The organism is Tenuifilum thalassicum, assembly GCF_013265555.1.
Lineage (GTDB): Bacteria > Bacteroidota > Bacteroidia > Bacteroidales > Tenuifilaceae > Tenuifilum > Tenuifilum thalassicum.
Genome location: NZ_CP041345.1, coordinates 153,944 through 174,044, shown reverse-complemented (window position 1 = coordinate 174,044; position 20,101 = coordinate 153,944). Strand labels below are relative to the sequence as shown.

Annotated in this window: 19 protein-coding genes and 2 tRNA genes; 7 read left to right on the top strand and 14 right to left on the bottom strand. The window is 38.6% G+C overall.

Annotated features, from left to right (window positions below; all coding sequences use genetic code 11):
• Positions 1-32 precede the first annotated feature (32 nt).
• Together radA and FHG85_RS00695 are read right to left on the bottom strand one after the other, a co-directional pair.
• Positions 33-1,412 carry a DNA repair protein RadA gene (gene radA / locus FHG85_RS00700; protein ID WP_173072362.1) on the bottom strand — a complete coding sequence of 460 codons (1,380 nt, stop codon included), beginning with the start codon at positions 1,410-1,412 and terminating at the stop codon, positions 33-35.
• Positions 1,413-1,892, bottom strand: a complete 480-nt coding sequence (locus tag FHG85_RS00695) for an adenylyltransferase/cytidyltransferase family protein (protein ID WP_173072361.1) — start codon at positions 1,890-1,892, stop codon at positions 1,413-1,415.
• 191 nt (positions 1,893-2,083) lie between these two features.
• Here FHG85_RS00695 and FHG85_RS00690 point away from each other — a divergent pair, with 191 nt between their 5' ends.
• The 4 genes from FHG85_RS00690 to FHG85_RS00675 all read left to right on the top strand — a co-directional run bounded on the left by FHG85_RS00690 (position 2,084) and on the right by FHG85_RS00675 (position 4,689).
• A complete protein-coding gene (locus FHG85_RS00690; protein WP_173072360.1) occupies positions 2,084-2,746 on the top strand; it encodes a DUF2461 domain-containing protein in 663 nt (220 codons plus the stop codon).
• 5 nt (positions 2,747-2,751) lie between these two features.
• Positions 2,752-3,498, top strand: coding sequence for a septal ring lytic transglycosylase RlpA family protein (locus FHG85_RS00685; RefSeq protein WP_173072359.1), 747 nt, complete (start codon positions 2,752-2,754; stop codon positions 3,496-3,498).
• 49 nt (positions 3,499-3,547) lie between these two features.
• Positions 3,548-3,985, top strand: coding sequence for a DUF2147 domain-containing protein (locus FHG85_RS00680; protein WP_173072358.1), 438 nt, complete (start codon positions 3,548-3,550; stop codon positions 3,983-3,985).
• A 257-nt stretch (positions 3,986-4,242) separates the two neighbouring features.
• Positions 4,243-4,689 carry a ComF family protein gene (locus tag FHG85_RS00675; protein ID WP_173072357.1) on the top strand — a complete coding sequence of 149 codons (447 nt, stop codon included), beginning with the start codon at positions 4,243-4,245 and terminating at the stop codon, positions 4,687-4,689.
• 75 nt (positions 4,690-4,764) lie between these two features.
• Here the strand turns inward: FHG85_RS00675 and FHG85_RS00670 are convergent, their stop codons facing one another.
• Genes FHG85_RS00670 through FHG85_RS00650 form a run of 5 tightly spaced genes read right to left on the bottom strand, consistent with a single transcriptional unit; the run spans position 4,765 to position 9,685 of the window.
• The gene (locus FHG85_RS00670; RefSeq protein WP_173072356.1) at positions 4,765-5,574 is read right to left on the bottom strand and encodes a purine-nucleoside phosphorylase; all 810 of its coding nucleotides are present in this window, start codon (positions 5,572-5,574) and stop codon (positions 4,765-4,767) included.
• Positions 5,537-6,595 carry a tetraacyldisaccharide 4'-kinase gene (lpxK, locus tag FHG85_RS00665; RefSeq protein ID WP_173072355.1) on the bottom strand — a complete coding sequence of 353 codons (1,059 nt, stop codon included), beginning with the start codon at positions 6,593-6,595 and terminating at the stop codon, positions 5,537-5,539. The genes FHG85_RS00670 and lpxK overlap by 38 nt, the downstream gene beginning before the upstream one ends.
• 10 nt (positions 6,596-6,605) lie before the next feature.
• Complete coding sequence (locus FHG85_RS00660) at positions 6,606-7,850, bottom strand: ABC transporter permease (RefSeq protein WP_173072354.1); 1,245 nt, start codon at positions 7,848-7,850, stop codon at positions 6,606-6,608.
• A 6-nt stretch (positions 7,851-7,856) separates the two neighbouring features.
• Entirely contained in the window at positions 7,857-8,489 is a 633-nt protein-coding gene (locus FHG85_RS00655; RefSeq protein WP_173072353.1) for a ribonuclease H1 domain-containing protein, read from the bottom strand.
• A 20-nt stretch (positions 8,490-8,509) separates the two neighbouring features.
• Positions 8,510-9,685, bottom strand: coding sequence for an exo-beta-N-acetylmuramidase NamZ family protein (locus FHG85_RS00650; RefSeq protein ID WP_173072352.1), 1,176 nt, complete (start codon positions 9,683-9,685; stop codon positions 8,510-8,512).
• A 184-nt stretch (positions 9,686-9,869) separates the two neighbouring features.
• Between FHG85_RS00650 and FHG85_RS00645 the strand changes: the two genes are divergently transcribed.
• A complete protein-coding gene (locus FHG85_RS00645; protein WP_173072351.1) occupies positions 9,870-12,161 on the top strand; it encodes an ATP-binding protein in 2,292 nt (763 codons plus the stop codon).
• Positions 12,162-12,166: 5 nt separating this feature from the next.
• Here FHG85_RS00645 and FHG85_RS00640 read toward each other — a convergent pair whose 3' ends face one another.
• The 6 genes from FHG85_RS00640 to FHG85_RS00615 all read right to left on the bottom strand — a co-directional run bounded on the left by FHG85_RS00640 (position 12,167) and on the right by FHG85_RS00615 (position 15,719).
• Positions 12,167-13,075, bottom strand: coding sequence for a DMT family transporter (locus FHG85_RS00640; RefSeq protein ID WP_173072350.1), 909 nt, complete (start codon positions 13,073-13,075; stop codon positions 12,167-12,169).
• Between the two features lie 119 nt (positions 13,076-13,194).
• On the bottom strand, positions 13,195-13,449 hold the full coding sequence (gene rpsT / locus FHG85_RS00635) for a 30S ribosomal protein S20 (RefSeq protein WP_173072349.1): 255 nt from the start codon (positions 13,447-13,449) through the stop codon (positions 13,195-13,197).
• A gap of 25 nt (positions 13,450-13,474) precedes the next feature.
• Positions 13,475-13,546, bottom strand: a tRNA-Glu gene (locus FHG85_RS00630).
• Between the two features lie 91 nt (positions 13,547-13,637).
• Positions 13,638-14,111, bottom strand: coding sequence for a hypothetical protein (locus FHG85_RS00625; protein ID WP_173072348.1), 474 nt, complete (start codon positions 14,109-14,111; stop codon positions 13,638-13,640).
• 45 nt (positions 14,112-14,156) lie between these two features.
• Positions 14,157-15,533: a UDP-N-acetylmuramate--L-alanine ligase gene (locus FHG85_RS00620; protein WP_173072347.1), complete on the bottom strand. Its 1,377-nt coding sequence runs from the start codon at positions 15,531-15,533 to the stop codon at positions 14,157-14,159.
• A 113-nt stretch (positions 15,534-15,646) separates the two neighbouring features.
• Positions 15,647-15,719 (bottom strand) — tRNA-Lys (locus tag FHG85_RS00615).
• 86 nt (positions 15,720-15,805) lie between these two features.
• On the opposite strand from FHG85_RS00615, the gene rfbB reads away from it, so the two are divergent.
• On the top strand, positions 15,806-16,870 hold the full coding sequence (gene rfbB, locus FHG85_RS00610) for a dTDP-glucose 4,6-dehydratase (RefSeq protein WP_173072346.1): 1,065 nt from the start codon (positions 15,806-15,808) through the stop codon (positions 16,868-16,870).
• A 158-nt stretch (positions 16,871-17,028) separates the two neighbouring features.
• Here the strand turns inward: rfbB and FHG85_RS00605 are convergent, their stop codons facing one another.
• Entirely contained in the window at positions 17,029-19,182 is a 2,154-nt protein-coding gene (locus tag FHG85_RS00605) for an aldehyde ferredoxin oxidoreductase family protein (RefSeq protein WP_173072345.1), read from the bottom strand.
• Between the two features lie 313 nt (positions 19,183-19,495).
• Here FHG85_RS00605 and FHG85_RS00600 point away from each other — a divergent pair, with 313 nt between their 5' ends.
• Positions 19,496-20,092: a TetR/AcrR family transcriptional regulator gene (locus FHG85_RS00600; RefSeq protein ID WP_173072344.1), complete on the top strand. Its 597-nt coding sequence runs from the start codon at positions 19,496-19,498 to the stop codon at positions 20,090-20,092.
• Positions 20,093-20,101: the final 9 nt, after the last annotated feature.

The following is a 20,101-nucleotide window of genomic DNA, read 5'->3' as shown; positions in this document are numbered from 1 at the left end:
TCTTGAAAGTTGCTGAAATGCATGTTTCATAGCTATTCTATTGAATCACGTCCAAAAAGATGACGAATGAGTTCTTCAATGCGACCAACGGGCACAACTTTACACGAATTTGAAGTATAGTTAAGACCTTTGGTGTTGTATCGCGACACAAAAATGTGAGACATACCAAGTTTATCGGCCTCGGCAATACGCTGATCGAGCCTATTAACAGGTCGAACCTCACCCGAAAGCCCAACCTCTGCGGCAAAACACGTTGTGCCAGAAATAGGAACATCAAGGGTAGAAGAGAGTATGGCAGCAAGTATGGCTAAGTCGATGGCAGGATCGTTAACCTTTAAACCACCAGCAATGTTAAGGAACACATCCTTGTTTGCTAGTCTAAATCCAGCACGACGCTCAAGAACGGCCAAAAGCATGTTCAACCTACGCTGGTCGAAACCTGTAGTTGAGCGCTGGGGCGTACCGTAAACAGCAGTGCTAACTAAAGCTTGGGTTTCAATAAGGAAAGGCCTTGCCCCATCGATAGTTGCTGCAACAGCAATACCAGAAAGCTGCTCGTCGCGATGCGATAGGAGAATCTCCGAGGGGTTAGTTACCTCAACCAAGCCAGAGCTTTGCATCTCAAATATTCCAATCTCGGAGGTTGATCCAAAACGATTCTTTGAAGACCGGAGAATACGATAGAGGTAATTCTGATCGCCCTCAAACTGCAGTACCACATCAACTATATGTTCTAGAATCTTAGGTCCTGCAATGCTACCATCCTTGGTTATATGGCCAATTAGGATAACAGGCACACCGGAAGTTTTTGCGTATCGCAAAAGAGCAGCGGCAGTTTCTCGAATTTGGGAAACACTACCTGGCGACGACTCTATGGTATCGGTATAAAGTGTTTGTATTGAATCAATAACAATGAGTTGGGGCTGAACATTCTCAACCTGTGTAAGTATATTTTCAAGAAGCGTTTCGTTTAAAATAAGGCAGTCCTGATTGTTTGGGTTTATTCTATCGGCTCGAATTTTAACCTGACGTGCACTCTCCTCGCCAGATACGTAAAGCACCTTATGCTGATTCATGCCTAGTGCCAGCTGCAGGGCTAGAGTCGATTTACCAATTCCTGGTTCGCCGCCAAGCAATACAATTGAACCAGGAACAATGCCTCCTCCTAAAATTCGGTTAAGCTCACCAATACGAGTATCAATGCGTTTCTCGTTGCTTGTTTCAATTTCCTTTAGGGGCTTAGGTGTAGCATTCCGTGAAACGTCAACCAGTCCGGGTCGCTTTTTGGATTCCTTGGTTACACGCTCCTCAACAAATGTATTCCACTCCCCACACGATGGGCAACGCCCTAACCACTTAACCGATTCGGCCCCGCAGTTCTGACAAATGTAAACGCTTTTAGTTTTGGCCACCTACTTTATTTTTGAAGCTATATCATCAATACTAGTTGTACTGCCCTCATAAATATCAACTTTTGCCCCCCACTCCCTGGCAATTTCCAATGCTTTTTTATCGGTATCGGAAGCGTGAGAACAGCAGACTGCAACCTCAGGTTTTACTTTTTTTATAAACTCCTCAGGCCCATCTTCGCATATATAAACTGCAGATACTAGTTGATGTGCTGAAACCATAGCTGCTCGCTGTTCCTGATTAAAAATTGGGAACTTCTCCCCTTTCTCTTTTTTTACATCTGAATCGCTTTTTACTCCAACTATTAGCTCATGCCCTTGTTCGGCAGCATAAGTAATTAAATCGAAAACCGAAGGATGAAATACATCAAATGTTCCATACAAAGCCACAAGTGAACTATCTTTAAACCTCCAAAAGGCTAGCTTGCGCTCAAATTCAATTCCTTCTAATACTTTACCTGATAGAATATCTTTTTTGTCCATAAAGTTTTATTTTAATGTTTTAGCAAGTAAAAGTACAAAAATTATCATTTTAATCGGTTTAACTTAATTGCTCATTTCGATTGATAAAATGTTGGCTTAAACCTGCTAAACTTTATATGTAAACATAGATATTTGAGATACATCGAAATATATTCCCAAAATATTTTTAAATTTGAGATAAATACTACACAATGGCTGGGCTAAAAAAAGAAACAATAAAATTTCTGCAAACTCTTTCCGAAAATAACAACAGGGACTGGTTTAATGCCAACAAAACACTATTTGAAGACGCAAAGAGTGATTTTGAACTATTTGTTTTTAACCTAATTGCAGGAATTTCGGAGTTTGATAAATCGATAGGTGCGCTAGAGCCGCGCGATTGCATTTTTAGGATTTATAGGGATGTTAGATTTTCCCAAAACAAAAATCCTTACAAGGAAAATTTTGGGGCCTTCATTGCGCCCGATGGAAGAAAAAGTCGCCATTGTGGATATTACATTCATATTCAACCAGGTGGCTCTTTTGCATCGGGTGGGTTATACATGGCGCCTGGTGCAGTAATGAAACTGGTTAGAACGGCAATGGTTGAAAACCGAGAAGAATTTCTGGGAATTATCAATAATTCAAAATTTAAATCAACCTTTAGCTTTGATGGGATTGAAATATTAAAAAGAACACCTGCTGGATTTAAGTTTGACGATGAACTTGATTTTTATTTAAGGTTAAAACACATAACACCATCCAGAGTATTAGCGGATAATGAACTTACTCTTTCCAATTTTTCAGATGAAGTGCTATCTACTTTTGAAACGTTAAGTCCGCTCATTAAATTCTTAAACCAAACAATTCAATAATCCAAATGCGAAAGTTATTTCTACTAGCTGCTCTTTTCATCCCACTAACTCTATTTTCTCAGGTGGGATATGTTCAAGAAGGGAATGCCTCGTTCTATGGCGATGAATTTGAAGGTCGGTTAACCGCATCTGGTGAACGATATAGTCACCTTAAAGCCACCTGTGCACATGTTTCCATTCCATTTGGTTCGCTAGTAAAAATCACGAATCTTGAAAATAATAAATCGGCTATTGCCAGGGTTAATGACCGAGGACCTTTTGTTCCAGACCGAATAATTGATGTGTCAAAATCGGTAGCCGAACGTTTAGGAATGATAAAAAAAGGGGTTGTAAAGGTTAGAATTGAGGTTATTGATAATCAAGGGAACACTTTAAAAGATTTAAACATTGCTAGTAAACCTCAAAAATCAACCTCTATCAAAAAAGAAAACCATACTATTCAAGGAAATATAAATCAAGTAGATGTAAAAGAGAGAAACGATATCAATCTTTTTTCAGTTCAAGTCTCAAGAACTTTTAGTAAAGGTTTTTACATTCAGCTTGGTAGCTATAAAGAGCAAAATAACCTTTTTGATTTTCTTTACGAGGCTAGAAAAAGAGCTGGGAAAAACACATATGTAAATGTAGTTCAAGCAAACAATGAGCGACTATTTAAAGTACTACTAGGACCATTTAGCACCCGTAACGATGCCGAAAAAACAAGGCAGTCGTTACTTGAAGATTACCCTGGTTGCTTTATCATCAAAATTTGATTGTGCCATTTTTTTGCTAATATTGACGAATTAACCAACCTTTATAAAAATGAAAAAACTTCTTTTAATTGCATTGGCAGTTGTGGTTTCTGCCACAGTATTTGCTCAAAAGCAGGATAAGGTATTGGGTACCTGGTTAACCCAATATGGTGATTCTAAAGTAACAATTAAGAAAGATAGTAAGGGCACTTACTATGGTGAAGTTAGCTGGTTGAATGAACCCAACAAAAATGGGAAACCTAGACTTGATGACAAAAACCCAGACCCAAAACTTAAAAAAAGGCCAATAATGGGTTTGAGGCTACTTAATGGTTTTAAATATGACGATGGGGAGTGGGTAGATGGTACAATATATGACCCAAAGGAAGGTAAAACATATAAATGCTACATGTGGTTCGACGATAATGACTATACAAAACTTCATGTCAAGGGATATATAGGTTTCTCATTTATAGGACGTGAGGTTGTTTGGACCAAAAGTAAATAGAGCATGGGGTAAAACGCTACATACAAGGTTTTGTAAATCTTTTCTTTCCTAATATTTGTACTATTTGTCACAATAGTCTTTCATCGTACGAGGAGGTGCTATGCACCTCCTGCTTTTATCATATTCCTAGAACACGATTTTGGAATTGGCCAGATAATCCAGTTGCGCAAATATTCTGGGGAAGAGTCGACATACAGCATGCTTGCTCATTCTTTTACTTTCGAAAAGGCAGCAAGTATCGCAAACTGCTACATCTATTGAAATATCATGGACGAGACGATATCGGGTTTTTCTTGGGAAAACAATTTGGTTTAGAACTTAAAAAGGTTAACGCTTATCAAGAAATTACTGCAATAATACCAGTTCCTCTACATCCTAAAAGGTTAAAAGAGCGGGGTTACAATCAGGCAGAGGTTATAGCAAAGGGATTAGCTGAAGCAATGAAGATACCTGTTGTGAATGATGTTTTACTCAGAAACCGATACACGCAAACACAAACCAAAAAATCGCGGATTGAGCGCATCCAAAATATTTCGGGTGCATTTAGCATTCACAACCCCGAAAAAATTGCTAATGGACATATACTTTTGGTTGATGATGTTATTACAACAGGTTCAACGCTTGAAACTTGCACCCAAGCCATTATAGATAATGTAAACGTTAAGGTAAGTATAGCAACACTTGCCTATGCAAGCAACTTTTAAAGTATTGAAAAAGGTTAAAAAATCAATAAAAAAGGCTACCAATTATGGTAGCCCTTTATTAAATCGGTATCAGGCTTAAAGCCTTGAAAGCATTTCCTTAAAAATTCTAGTCATCTTTTGTTCGGCCATTGCGCCAACTTTCTGAACCTCCTCATGCGAAACCTCAACAATTTTTCCAGGAACACCAAGGTCGGTAATAATGGAGATTGCAAATACAGGAATGTTCATGTGTCGTGCAACAATAACCTCGGGAACAGTAGACATTCCTACTGTATCACCACCAATTATACGAAAATATTGGTACTCTTTTGGTGTTTCAAATGTAGGTCCAGTTGTTCCTACGTAGCACCCCTCCTGCAATTTATATCCCAGCTCCGCACCAATTTTTTTAGCTAAAGCGATGAGGTTGTGATCGTAAGGCATGTGCATATCGGGGAAACGAGGGCCCAACTCATTCATATTTGGCCCAATAAGTGGGTTTGGCATCAGGTTAATGTGGTCGTTTATAATCATTAAATCACCAATCTCAAAATCGGGATTTACCCCACCACTTGCGTTAGAAACGAAAAGGTTTTTAATGCCTAAAAACTTCATTACCCTCACGGGAAAGGTAACCTGCTTCATGTCGTAACCCTCATAGTAGTGGAAACGACCCTGCATGGCAACAACCTTTTTGCCTCCTAAGGTACCAAATATTAATCTCCCTGAATGACCTTCAACAGTCGATACAGGGAAGTTAGGAATATCTTTATATTCCAGAGCTTCCTGATTTTCAATTTCACGAACCAAGCCTCCCAATCCGGTTCCTAAAATAATTCCAACCTCGGGCTCAATGCTAACCTTACTTTTAATAAAAGCTGCGGTTTGGTTTATTTTCTCTAACATATTCAATTATTTGAGTGTTAAACCTATTTTCTTCGTTATCAATAAAGTAAACCTCAAGGGGTAAATAAAATAATTTTTGCTTAACCTCCAAGGGCAGCTCTAATCCACGAATTCGAGCTGCATCTTTTTCTGTTGTAACAACAAACGTATCGTTTGAGACAACTTCAAAAATAGACAGAATTTCCTTAACCGAAAAATTGTGATGATCGGCAAAAGATTTCTTTCCAACAACTTTGTAATTTTTTTCGAGCTGATTGACAAAAAGCTTTGGATTTGCTATCCCAGAAAGCGCGAAGACGCGACTGTTTAGATTAAAAACATACTCTTCGCCACTATCAAAAACAGGAACTGGATTTCCATATCTAACAGATGTAAAGTAAAGGGATTGGTTTTTACTTAAATGCAGCCTACTCCCAATAAGATTCATCTGGTCAGGTGATATGTTGCTGGGACACTTGCTAACAATAACAATATTCGCCCGTTTTATTTCCGATATGCTGTCGCGTAGGTTGCCAGCAGGTAAGAGGAAATCGTTATAAACAGGACGATTATAGTCAATCATAAGAATATTAAGGCCCGCCTTAATCCATCGATGTTGAAACGCGTCATCTAGGATAATTGCATCGGTGTCGGGTGATGTTCTTAAAAGCTCAACAACGCCGTTAACCCTATCTTCGTGAACCGCACATGTAATCTCAGGATGCTTTAACTTAAGTTGAAGGGGCTCATCGCCAACATCTTTGGCCTTTGAGGTTATTGTTACCAACCTGAAACCTTTTGTTTTCCTGCCATAACCCCGACTAAGCAATCCAACCCTAAACTCTTTTTTTATCAAATTAATAAGATAATCGGTATGTGGTGTTTTTCCAGTACCACCAACGGTTAGGTTCCCAACACAAATAGTAGGAATATCGAATTGAAAGCTCTTAAAAATATTTAAATCGAAAAGCAGATGCCTAACCTTTACTACTAACCAGTAAATCCATGAAAAGGGTAAAAGTATTAGCCTGAATAGTTCCATAACCAGGGGATTATTCAAATTTTAAAGTTTTTTCGGGACTAATTCGAGAAATAACCATTGAGGGAACAACCAGCATGGCTATACCAATAAAAAACGCTAACACGTTAAGCAACAGAACGTGCCACCACACAATGTTTATTGGGACTACGGAAAGGAAGTAGAACGTCTCATCGAGCTTAATTATTCCAAACTCTTTTTGCAGCCAGCATAGCAGTAGTCCAACAATAGTTCCAATCAACAAGCCCCTTAGCATGATAAAAGCTGATTGGAAAAGAAAAACTCTCCGAACGCTCTTATTTGATGCTCCAATTGATTTTAAAAGACCAATGGTTTGAGTTTTTTCCAATATTACAATGAGCAATCCCGAAATCATGTTGATACCTGCCACCAACATCATTAAGACTATTAAAACAATGGCATTAACATCCTGTAGGTTAAGCCAATCGAAAATATTCGGGTACTTATCAATTATACTTTGCACTTTAAGGCGAGAGCCATCATCAAGAAAGATGAAGCCTACAATATCATCAACATCAACCCAAAGGTCATCAACCCTGTCGATATCGTCAACAAGTATTTCTAAGCCTGTGGCCTGATTATTTGCCCATCCGTTAAGCTTTTGAATATGCTTAATGTCGCAAAGCACAAACATCTTATCGAACTCAACCATTTTGGTATCGTAAATCCCAGCCACTGTAAATCGGCGGTAACGAGGTGGTTCCTGTACAAAAAACATGTCGTAGGTATCGCCAACCTTGAGTTTAAGCAGATCTGCAAGCGTTTTGGAAATTACCGTTTGGTTTGTTGTGGAAGAATCGGATAACGTAATTGTGTCTCCATCAACCAAGTTCTTTTTAAAAAACGCCCAGTCGAAATCAGGCGCGATACCCTTTAATACTACACCTTGAATATCGGTATCGGTTTTAATAATACCAGCCTTAATGGCAAACCTCTGAATATGCGTAATCCCTTTTATTTTAAGGACATCGTTGATAAAAGGCAAATCGGTTGGAATAGGTGTAGTTTCAAGCGATTGGTTGCTATCGTAATTTGTTATCTGGATATGGCTGCCAAAGCCAACAACTTTATTTTTAATTTCTCGCTTAAAACCAGTTATTACGGCAATAGCCACAATCATAACTGCTACACTAAGCGCAACCGAAGCAATTGTAATTCGAATGAAAGGTCGCGATAGGCTTTTTCTATCGGTACCTTTAAGAAATCGTTTGGCTATAAACTGTTCAAATTTCACCATTCGTATTTATTTGCGACCAAAATCGGCTGGTATTTCTCCCCAGTACTTTGTTTCCCATTTTAGCAATGGGTTCTTCCAGGTATTTTCCTTCAACCAATTTTCAGCTCGTTGAATCAGCTCAAAAAGCTTTTGGTTTTTATTGGTTGGCTGCAATTTAGTTCTTGCCTGCTTAGCTCTTACCCAGCTAATTGCTGTCATTGAATCGGTATAAATAGGAATATCGCTGCCTATTTTCTTAAGGTATGCCAGCCCATGAACAATAGCAAGAAACTCACCAATATTATTTGTAGCATCGGGAAAAGGACCCTGGTGAAAAATCTGTTTTCCAGTTTTGCAATCCACCCCCTGATACTCCATTTCGAGAGTTGCTGTGTTCCATGCAGCATCCACTGCAAGCGATGGATATATTGGTTTTGGCGTATTTTCGGTAGTATTTAGCAAAGCACCCTGTTCGGCCGAAAGATTTTTGTAAGCCTCATACCCCATTTCAAAGGCCCTTTTTGCTGAAATGAGGTTAGGAAAACCTTTAAACTTTGCATTGGGATACCCCTTTATTTGAAGTTGACACTCCTCCCAGCTATTGTATATACCAGGCTTTAGGCCATCCCACACCACGTAATGAGTATTTTTCTTTGCCATAGGAAAATTATTGGTCAAATTTACTCAAAATCGGGGTATAGCAGATACTTTTTTCTAATTTGCTTGAACTTTTCCAGTCCTGGCTGCCAGGACTTCCTTATTTCTGCTGCCGATAGCCCTTGCTCAATTTGACTACGAAGTTGCTCGCTACCTGCAAGCAGCTTGAAAAAATTATTGAAAAACTTATCTTTTTCGGGGTAGCTATTATATGAATAGATTAGCCAGTCTAGAACTATCATACGGTGGTCGAGAAAGTAATTTACATTATAATCTCTTAGATCGATACCATATACAGGTTTTCCTTTATAGGGAGGATTAAGGCTTGCGCCACGTTTTTCAACTGGAATGTATTTAAAGTCCTTGTTTGGAAAATCGGGGTATCCAAACACCTGAAAGGGGTAGTCGGTTCCACGGCCAACGCTCACAACCGTTCCTTCAAACAATCCCAACGATGGGTAAAGTAGGACCGATAAATGGTTAGGTAGATTTGGCGAGGGCTTTACTGGCAGCGCCATAGTCATGCTGTGTGTATAACCCTTGCATGGGATAACGATTAGCTCGCATTTTATATGGTTTTTCAACCAACCCTCACCATTAATCATTCTGGCATACTCGCCAATAGTCATTCCATGAACTAACGGAACCGGATGCATACCAACAAACGAACGATAATTTGTATCGAGAACAGGACCATCAACATAAAAACCATTTGGGTTAGGTCGGTCGAGAATAACCACAGGCTTCCCATTCTCAGCACAAGCCTCCATCACATAGTGCATGGTGGAAATATACGTGTAAAATCGAACCCCAACATCTTGTAAATCAAAAATAACAATATCTACATCCTGTAAATCATCTGCTTTTGGTTTTTTATTACGACCATATAGCGATACAACCGGAAGGCCTGTTTGCCTATCGACATAGTTCCCTATATGTGCACCTGCTTCAACATCGCCCCTAAAGCCATGCTCGGGGCAAAATATTTTATTGATGTTTATTCCCAATGAGATTAATGTATCGACCAAGTGTTTTGTCCCTACCAAAGTGGTGTGATTTGCAACAACAGCAACCCTCTTTTCTTTGAGCAATGGCAAGTATTCCTCAAGCTGACGCGCACCAGGAAGTATCTCCTGAGTTAACCCGGGAAAGGTATAAATACAAAGTAGAGTGATTACTATTAAAAGCTTAAACCGCATAATAAAACCAATCAAAATTAGCACCATTATTGGTTTTGCTAAGGTAAAAAAAAGATTTATTATGCCTAACCTATTGACTTCTCACATATTAGCTATTTTTTTGAAAACTAATTTCTTATTTAGATGTTTTATACTATGAAAGTTAACCATCATTAAGTAACTTTATACAAATTGTTTTGACACCATGAAGAAACACGTAAGATTACTCCTGGTCATCCTAATTGAGATAGCTGTTCTTTCCGTATATGGCAAGGGTAACTCTAAACGTGTTCTTATCTTAAACTCATACAACCAAGGCTTATCGTGGACCGATAGTTTAAATCGCGGTTTTACTGAAACATTAAAAGAATCAGTAGGTGATGTGAGCTTTTTTGTGGAGTTTCTTGATACTAAAAGGAATAAAACATCCATCAGTAAAGAGCAAATCAGCTATATCGTATGGCGAATAAAACAGGTAAAACCTCATATAATTGCCATTACCGATGACGATGCCTTTCTTTTAATAAAAAAACTTGTTCGCACTGAAGATGGATTTGATACAATTCCCATGGTTTTTATGGGTGTTAACCAAGAGCAAGAGGTTCCTAGTAATTTTACCGGAATTTTTGAGAAGGTAGATATTAAATCAAATTTTGAGCTGATAAAAAATCTAAAACCAGAAACCAGTAAAGTTTACTGTGTAGTAGATAATACTACAACAGGTAAAGTATTGCACAACCAAATCGATAGCCTACTTCTTACCTACTATCCAAAATTTGATGTTGAAATAATTTGGGATTGTACTTACAACGAACTTTTCGATAAGGTTTCAAAGCTGAACAATACCGAAGCCATTCTGTTTTTGCTTTTTAACCAGGATAAGAATGGATACTATTTTAGTTACGAAGAGATTCTTGATTCAATAAACCATCATACTTCCGCACCTATCTTTGGTACATGGTCGTTTTACTTAAATCACGGAATCATTGGCGGTAACATTATTTCTGGAATCCAACATGGGAAAAGAGCAGGTAAAATTGCTGAATTGCTATTAAATAAAGCTACAGCTAAAGCAATAGAATCATCCATTGGCCCATCTAGTATCTTGCTGGATTATAGTCAGCTAGAGAAATTTAACATTAGCAAAGACCTTATTCCTAGCAACGCCATTATCATTAATCAGCCTACACATTCATTTACAATACCAGAAAATGCTTTATACTTTACTATTTTAGTAATTATTTTGCTTGCCGCTCTGATAGTTTTTCTTTTATCTCTTTTTAAATCAAAACAAAAGAATCTCAGATTACAACAATACTACAATACAATACTGGAACAAAAAAACAAGGAGGTTGAAGAGAGTTTAAGAATAGCAGAAAATGCGAATCGGCTTAAAACTGCATTTTTGGCAAACATGAGCCACGAGATTCGAACGCCAATGAATTCGATAGTTGGCTTTTCTAGAGTTATAAAAGATACTCCAAACCTTACCTCCGAGGAGGTTTACGGCTATCTTGACATTATTACCGAAAATGCCCAACAGCTTCTACGGCTTATAAATGATATTATTGATATCTCAAAGATTGATTCCAAACAACTTACTATTTATAAAAGGCCTGTTCAGCTTGGCTCATTGTTTGCAAATTGCTATAGTGCTGCAGAGATGGAACGCGACCGTTTAGGGAAAAATAATATTCTCATTGAGATGTCGTTTAGCCCCGCAGATGCAGCTATGGAAATAGTAACAGACCCCGATAGGCTTAACCAGCTAATTATGAACCTAATGAACAATGCCATTAAGTTTACTAACAATGGTAAAATAGTTTTAAGCTACGCACTTGTTCAAAATTTATTAAGGGTAACCGTTGAGGATTCAGGCATAGGATTAAAATCAGAAGATGTAGATAAAATTTTTAATAGATTTACTCAGCTAGATGGCAGCTTAACCAGAGAATATGGCGGTTCTGGTTTAGGTTTATCAATTTGTAAAGGAATTGTGGAGGCAATGAACGGAAGAATTGGTGTTGACTCAACCCATGGAAAAGGTTCGAAGTTCTGGTTTGAACTACCGGTAAGATTTCCCAAAGAAGGTGAAACCAACATTGAAACGCCTTCACAGCCTACTAAGTCAAAACTAAAAAACAAAATTCTGCTTATTGTAGAAGACAACAAACCATCAGCCCTGCTATTAAAAGAGATGCTCAAAGGAACTGGGGCTGTTATATTGCATGCTTCAACTGGGAAAGAGGTGCAAACAATACTTAAAGATAAGATAAATATTGATGTGGCATTAGTTGATATTTACCTGCCCGATATTTCGGGTCTTGAACTTATACCCAAAATCAAAAAAGCTCAACCACAAGTAAAAATTATTACACAAACGGCCAATGCAATGGATAGCGACAAGAAAAAAGCAGAAGAGGCAGGCTGCGATGAATACATTACTAAGCCCATTGATAAGGACGAGCTGATTTTAAAAATCAACAATCTTTTATAGCCATTCTATAAGAAAAATATTCCTACACCAATAACAGTAACTACTGCACCAATAACCTCCTTTAATGTTATCTTTTCCTTGAAAATGATTACCGCAGGAGCAATTATTAACACTGGGACTATTGACATTAAAGCTGAGGCTACACCTGTAGAAGTGTACTTTACCGCTAAGAGCGAAAAGGAAACACCAAGGAATGGGCCAAAAAATGCGCCAACAAGTAGCCGCTTCATGGCTTTACCATTCCGAATGGCGGCTGCCAGATTACTCCACCTTCTTGTAATGCCAAAAAACACTGTAAATCCAATTATTCCAGTAATAACACGTATTTGAACAGAAGGTATAACATCGTAATCTGCCATACCATATTTGCTAAGCACCAATCCACCAGCCTGACCAAGCGCTCCACCAAAAGCAAGAAGTATTCCAGCAATGGGATATGAAAACTTCATTCTCCTTCCATTTCCATTATCATCAGACGATTGGCGCTCAAGTACCACCATAACTATTCCGCCTAAAACCACTATCATGGCTATGGTTTGTTTAGCTGTTAAGGTTTCACCTAGCGCTAACCAACCTATAATGGCAGCAAGTGGCGGTGCCAACGACATAATTAGCATTGAGATACGCGAACCTATCAGCACGTAAGCCTGAAACAGGAAGAGGTCGCCTAGAACAAAACCAACCAATCCTGAGAGCGATAGCCAAATCCATTGATGCTTACCCGCATCAACCGGGAAGGCTATTCCCCTGCTAATCCATGCATAAACCGAAAGAAATATAAATGCCACACCCAACCTCAAAAGATTCACCGAAAGGGAACCAACTTTTTTACTTGCCGATTCAAAAGCAATGGCTGTGGCTGTCCAGAAAAAAGCGGTTAATAAAGCCGCTAACTCACCATAATAATGCGACATTAGTTTAAAAATTTAACTTCGGTTTGATGTTTCTTTTACCAAATAGTTTAAGTATTAGGTAAAAAAAAACTGCTCCCTTTTGGAAGCAGTTTGTATAAAGTTTTTAAAACAAAAATTCTTTACTGTAAAGCGTTAACATGCTTTTGGATTGAACTCTTAAGGTTAGCCGCTTTATTCTTGTGAATGATATTACGCTTAGCTAACTTATCGAGCATGGCAGTAACTTTAGGAAGCAACTCTTGAGCTGCAGCCTTATCGGTAGTATTGCGTAAAGCCTTAAGGGCATTACGAGTGGTTTTAGCATAGTAACGGTTGTGAAGTCTACGCTTTTCCGACTGCCTAATCCTTTTCTCTGCTGATTTATGATTTGCCATTGCTAGAAAATATTATCAAGTTAAGTAGCCCGTAGGGGAATCGAACCCCTGTTACAAGGATGAAAACCTTGCGTCCTAACCACTAGACGAACGGGCCAAATTTCATTACTTAAAGAGCGTTACCTCATCAAAGCGGGTGCAAAGGTAAATGATATTTTTTTTCTTGCAAAACTTTTTTGAAAAATTTTTTACTTAAAAGTGTACCTAATTGAAAAGCCAGCGTTAAACCAAATACCTGGTGACTCAATAATGTTTAGAATTGGCATTACATCTAAGCTTAAATTAATTGGTGCCTCTTTAAAAGTATACTCTAGGCCAACCACACCATCAGCACCTAGGAAAACTTTACTTCCAGAAGTTCCTTCAAAAGGATTATTCTTATCGGGATTGGCAGTTGCAAAATGTGCTCCTGCTCCATAGTACCACTTAAGTCCTGCAGCATCGGGAATTGAATTATGCAGTTGATATAATCCGGTTACACCAATTCCACCCCAACCAAATGAAAGGATACCCTCAACGGCCGTTTTTTGAGCAAAGAAATGCTTAAAGGTAACTCCCGAAGGATAACCGCCCCTTAAACCTATCCCAGTCTTATAATCCTGAGCGTTAAGCGCAAGAGTTGATAATAGTAATGTTGACAGTACTAGTATTGTCCGCTTCATAAGAATTCATTTTTAGTTTGGAAAAGCAAATATATTAGAATTATTTCATTTGACTACCCTGTTTCCAACAAGTTTATCAGCTAAAAGTTGCAAATCGGTACCCCCAAAATTTCCCGAAGTCATTATAAGTAGATTTTTATTCCTCCAATCAATCTGCTCAATATCATTAACAAGTTGCTCTGCAGAAGTAAATACCTTCAGGTCGGAGCGACCAAAACGTTTTATAATATCATTTGGTTCTATTGACTCTAACTTTTTATGCTCTATTGTATGCGGATTAAAGTAAACATAAGCGAAATCGGCACTGTCAAAAGCTCCTTTATATTCCGATAGAAACTTCTTATTCAAGCTGCTAAATGTATGTAGTTCAAAACAGGTTACAAGTTGCCGATTGGGATATTGACTCTTAACAGCATCAACAGTAGCCTTTACTTTTGATGGTGAATGTGCAAAGTCAAGATAAACCGATGTAAAGTCATTCCGAGCGAGCAGCTGCAACCTTTTTGCTGCACCTTCAAATGACTTAATGGCACTGTAAAACTCATTATCGGATACTCCAATGGCGTTGCATGCCGCTTTTGCAGCCGCTATATTTTTTAGATTATGCTCACCAAATACTCTAATATCAATTAGTTGATCTTCGGCGATAAGCTTACATTTTCCATCATTAGTTTTGTAAGGATGCGTTTTGTATGGGATAAAAGATATATCGTTTCGATTTGCTGTTTCAACCACACTGCAAACCTCTGCATCATCGGCACTATATATTAGAGTACCTTCAGGCTCAATTAGATTGATAAACCTTGTAAACTGATCCTTATAAATCTGGAAAGTAGGGAATACGTTAATATGATCCCATGATATGCCAGAAATTATTGCAATGTTAGGCCTATACAAATGGAATTTTGGCCTAGGATCGATTGGCGATGTAAGGTACTCATCCCCTTCAAAAACAGCAAATTCTGAGTCATCGGAAAAGGCAACCATAGTATCAAAACCCTTAAGCTGAGCCCCAACCATGTAATCGAATTTAAAATCTGCATGTCTAAGCACGTGCATAATCATAGAGGTTATGGTTGTTTTACCATGGCTACCCCCAACTACAATCCTCGTTTTGTTTTTTGATTGCTCATACAGATATTCGGGATAGGAATAGATTTTGATGCCCAGCTCCTTAGCTCTTTGTAGTTCGGGATTGTCTGCTCGGGCATGCATGCCAAGCACAATAGCATCAAGCTCTGAAGTTATCATTTCGGGATTCCAACCCTTATACGATGGTAGTAACCCGTGCTTTTTTAATCGCGAAAGCGAGGGCTCAAAAATCTCATCATCGGAACCAGTAACCCGATACCCCTTTAATTTCATGGCAATTGCCAAGTTATGCATAGCACTACCACCTATTGCAATAAAATGAACACGCATGGAAGTAATTAGTTTGATGCTAAGGTAAAATAATAATTCGATAAGATGATGATGTTTATGGTTGTAAAATAAAAAAACCACTTACATAATAACTATGCAAGTGGCATTTGCTGTCGGTTCGGTGGGGCTCGAACCCACGACCCCATGATTAAGAGTCACGTGCTCTACCAGCTGAGCTACGAACCGTTTGTGGATTGCAAAAATAAAAACTTTACACTTAAGTGATCTTTCATTTAGCATTTTTTTACTTTCTTTGCACAAAATAGAAGGCTATGGCAAAAAAAACAATCCTTATTACTGGCGGTGCCGGTTTTATCGGTTCGCATGTCGTTCGACGCTTTGTTAATAGTTATCCCGATTACATTATAATAAATTTCGATAAGTTGACCTATGCAGGTAATCTTGAAAATTTAACTGACATTGAGGATAAACCCAACTATAAATTCGTCAAAGGAGATATTGCAAACGAAAAGGATGTTGAGGCCGTTTTCTCCCAATACCAAATAGATGGTGTAATTCATCTAGCTGCTGAGTCGCATGTCGATAGGTCGATAAGCGACCCCATGGCATTTATTCGTACAAATATTCTTGGGACTACCGTTTTACTTAACGCTGCACGAAAAAGTTGGGATGGAAGTTTTGACGGCAAGCTATTCTATCACATTTCAACCGACGAGGTTTACGGTAGCCTAGGCAACGAAGGATTCTTCACCGAAGAAACTCCTTATGATCCTAGAAGCCCCTACTCCGCGTCAAAAGCATCGTCCGATCATCTGGTTAGAGCATACAACCATACATACGGTTTACCAACCGTTATCTCGAACTGCTCAAACAACTATGGTCCTAATCAGTTTCCTGAAAAACTTATACCACTATCAATTCATAATATAAAAAACAGTAAACCCATTCCCATTTATGGGAAAGGCGAAAATGTACGCGACTGGCTATATGTAGAAGACCATGCTGCAGCTATCGACCTTATATTCCACAAAGCAAAAATTGGCGAAACATATAATATAGGTGGTAATAACGAGTGGAAAAATATCGATTTAATTAGGCTGCTCTGTAAAATAATGGACAAGAAGTTAAACCGAGCCGAAGGGGAATCGGAGAAACTAATAACATTTGTGAAGGATAGGGCTGGTCACGATTTGAGATATGCTATCGATTCGAATAAGATTCAACGCGAACTTGGTTGGAAACCATCTTTAACCTTTGATGTTGGCTTAGAAAAAACTGTTGATTGGTACTTATCTAACGAAAAGTGGTTAAACGACGTTGTAAGTGGCGAGTATATGAATTACTACCAACAACAGTATGGTGGCAGGCTCGAATAACACTTTTTCAATTACATATTTGTTAGCCAGGTAAACATTCTTTTTACCTGGTTTTTTTTATACATGCTCCTTTTCAAAAAACGCCTAGCAGTATTAAAATAAAAATCCCCTGTTCTATTAAATAGGCACAGGGGATTTGAGGTTTGGTTAGGTTAGAACTATTGTAGAGGTTTAACTACTTCAATTAATTCTGGTAAATCCATACCAATTTTCTTAAGATGTTCAATTGTAGGAACACCATTCTTGTTCCAACCACGACGATAGTAAACAGCATCAAGAAGTTGCTCATAGCGATCTTCACGATACTTACGAAGAGCAGCCATCTTCTCCTCAAGAGTCATCTTGGTTGGATCAACGCCCACCTGCTCTTTTAGCTGCTTATCGTAGCGCTCCTCGCGGCTGAGGTATTCTTCCTTGGTAACAGGACCTGCAGCACGGTAAGGTTGAGCATCGTGCTTACGCAACCCGTATCCACGGCGGATATTGAAAATACGTTGGAAGTTGTAAACACGCTCACTTTGACGTATTAGCTCATCCTTATCGATATTGCTACCAGTAACTGCATTATAAATGGTTACGTAGTTATCTACATGTTCGGGCACCTTAGCGGGCTCGTCGGTTTCGGCATTATTTTCAGGCTCAACATCGTTCCAAGGTAACTTACAAAGGCCTTGTAAACCAAACCAAGTACGGAACATTGGGAAGTAGTGAAGTGCTTCGGCTTTATCTTCAAATGAAGGAATCTGGTTGTTAACCATATCCATAAAGATAAGCCAAGCCTCATCGTGTTGTGGTCCTTTGTTGGTCATGGCATATCCACCTTGCTGAGCAAGTGACTCCTTAGAAACGTATTGGCTATACTCAAGACCCTTGTTAACCATAGCTATATCGTTGAGGAACTTTTCATCGGCACCATATTCCTTAACGAAATATTCTTTAAGCTTATTAACACCCATTCCAGCAAGCTTACCGAAACCTTCGCCACGAGCAACCTGGTGAAGAAGTTCTAAAGCTGCGTCCTTGTTACCAAAGTTAAGCTCTAATCCTCCTGTGCGTTCCTTGTTGAGTATTCCACGCTCATAGCACTCCATGATGAATGCCATTGTAGTACCCCATGTGATAGTACAAATGCCGTAGGTGTCGCAGTAGAAGTTAGCCTCTATAACGTATTCTGGGTCAAAAATACCACAGTTTGAACCCAAACCAGCAGCTGTTTCATACTCAGGGCCATCAACAATAACTTTTTGTCCTTTGTAAGGACCTGTCTTAATTTCAAACTTATCTACCCCTTTGGCGCAGCTCATGTTACAACCTATCCAACAACCATCGGGAACACCCTGTGTGAAATAGCTCTTCCAAACATCCGAGTGTATCTTATCGGCATCCTTGTGTGAACCGTATTGGAAGTTATGTGTAGGAAGTAGGTCGTAATCGTTCATGATTTCTACCAGGTGAGCGGTACCCTTTTGACGCATTTGGCATTGCTTATCGTCCAACTCACGCATCTCCTTGTTGAATCTGCGACCACGTTCAGCAATTGCAGAAAGATCTGCAACGTTATTAAGATTACCCTTAACTCCAGGGATTTTACAAACAATAGCCTTGATCTTTTTATCGCGGAATACTGTACCTATACCACCACGTCCAGCTTGTTTTAGACGAATGCATTTACGCTTTGGATCGTAGAAGGTGAAGTTAAGCATACCAATCAGGCTATGATCGGCTGCAGCACCAGTCGATACAATGCCAATGTTTTTCTTATCGGCTTCGTCCTTTGCAAACATTTCACTAAGAACCTCACCTAAAACATGGCTATCAAGCGGCTCAGCAGGTGCCTCAAAAATTTCAACTTTGTGCTCAACGCCATCGATATAAATGATAACATCATTTTGGGCCTTACCTTGAAGTTCTAAAGCATCGTAACCAGCAAACTTAAGGAATGGACCAAAGAACCCGCCAACATTAGAATCGATTACAATGTCGGTTTGTGGCGAAATGGTACAAACAATTGATTTTCCTGTTCCAGAATATTGAGTTATACCACCAATAGGGCCCGAAGATATAACAATTTCATTTTCTGGATCGTTCCATTTAGTGTCAGGTTTTGTAGCATCCCACAGAAGACGAAGGTCGTACCCCTTACCACCAATAAACTTCTCCTTCATTTGTGATGGAACTGGCTTCTCCTTTACCTCATTGGAACCTACATTAATATACAAAGTCTTATCGGTGTAACCACGATACAGCGGCTTCCACTCGTATTTCCATTGCTTTAACAGCTTGTGCTGTGCTGCCATTTCTTTGATATCCATAGCTATTATTATTTTGGTTTGGTTTTCCTTTTTCAGCTTTTAAAATTACTCGTAAAGTTACCAATAAAAAATGACTTCTATCAATATGAAAACGTTTGCATATTGCTATTAGATAAACATTTAGGCATTTTACAGAATTACCTTTTAATTCTAAAAAATTTAAGCCAATTCATAATGGCTACAAATCTTCTAAATAAATTTTTTCGAATTTTAACACATTTTAGTCGAATGTTTTATCACACGAATTTTAATTGCTGTAATTTTGGAACGTTTTAATATTTTATTCGAATGTTCCAATAACAACAATATGAATATGATGGAGAGTAAACCAGAACATCAAGACATGCGCGAGAACATAGTAAGAGTAGCAACTGAAGTGTTCAGCCGTTTTGGTTTTAAAAAAACCTCAATGGAGGATATTGCGCGTGCGCTAAGAATGGGGAAAAGTTCCATCTACTACTATTTTAAGGGCAAAGAGGAAATTTTTCAAGCAGTAGTTGATAAGGAAGCCAACCTTTTAAGAGTAAAGGTGAAAGAAATCTTAGACAGCTCACTTGAAGCCAAGGAAAAACTCCGTAGCTATGTTAAGTTGCGGATGGATGTTATAAAACATCTATCGAACTACATGGAGATTTTAAAAAACGATGACCTGATGAACTTGGAGCTAACAGAAAAGTTCAGAAAGAAGTATGACGACGAAGAGATAACCATTGTAAGGCAGATTCTTGAGGAAGGAAATAAGAAAGGCACATTTATTATTAAGGACCTAAACCTATCGGCATTAGCTATTGTAACAGCTATGAAAGGTTTGGAGATTCCATTAGTAACATCAACTATGGGCGTTGAAAGCTTGAACATGGTTATTGACGACATGCTCGATATTCTATTCTACGGAATTGTAAAACGTTAAACAGATAAA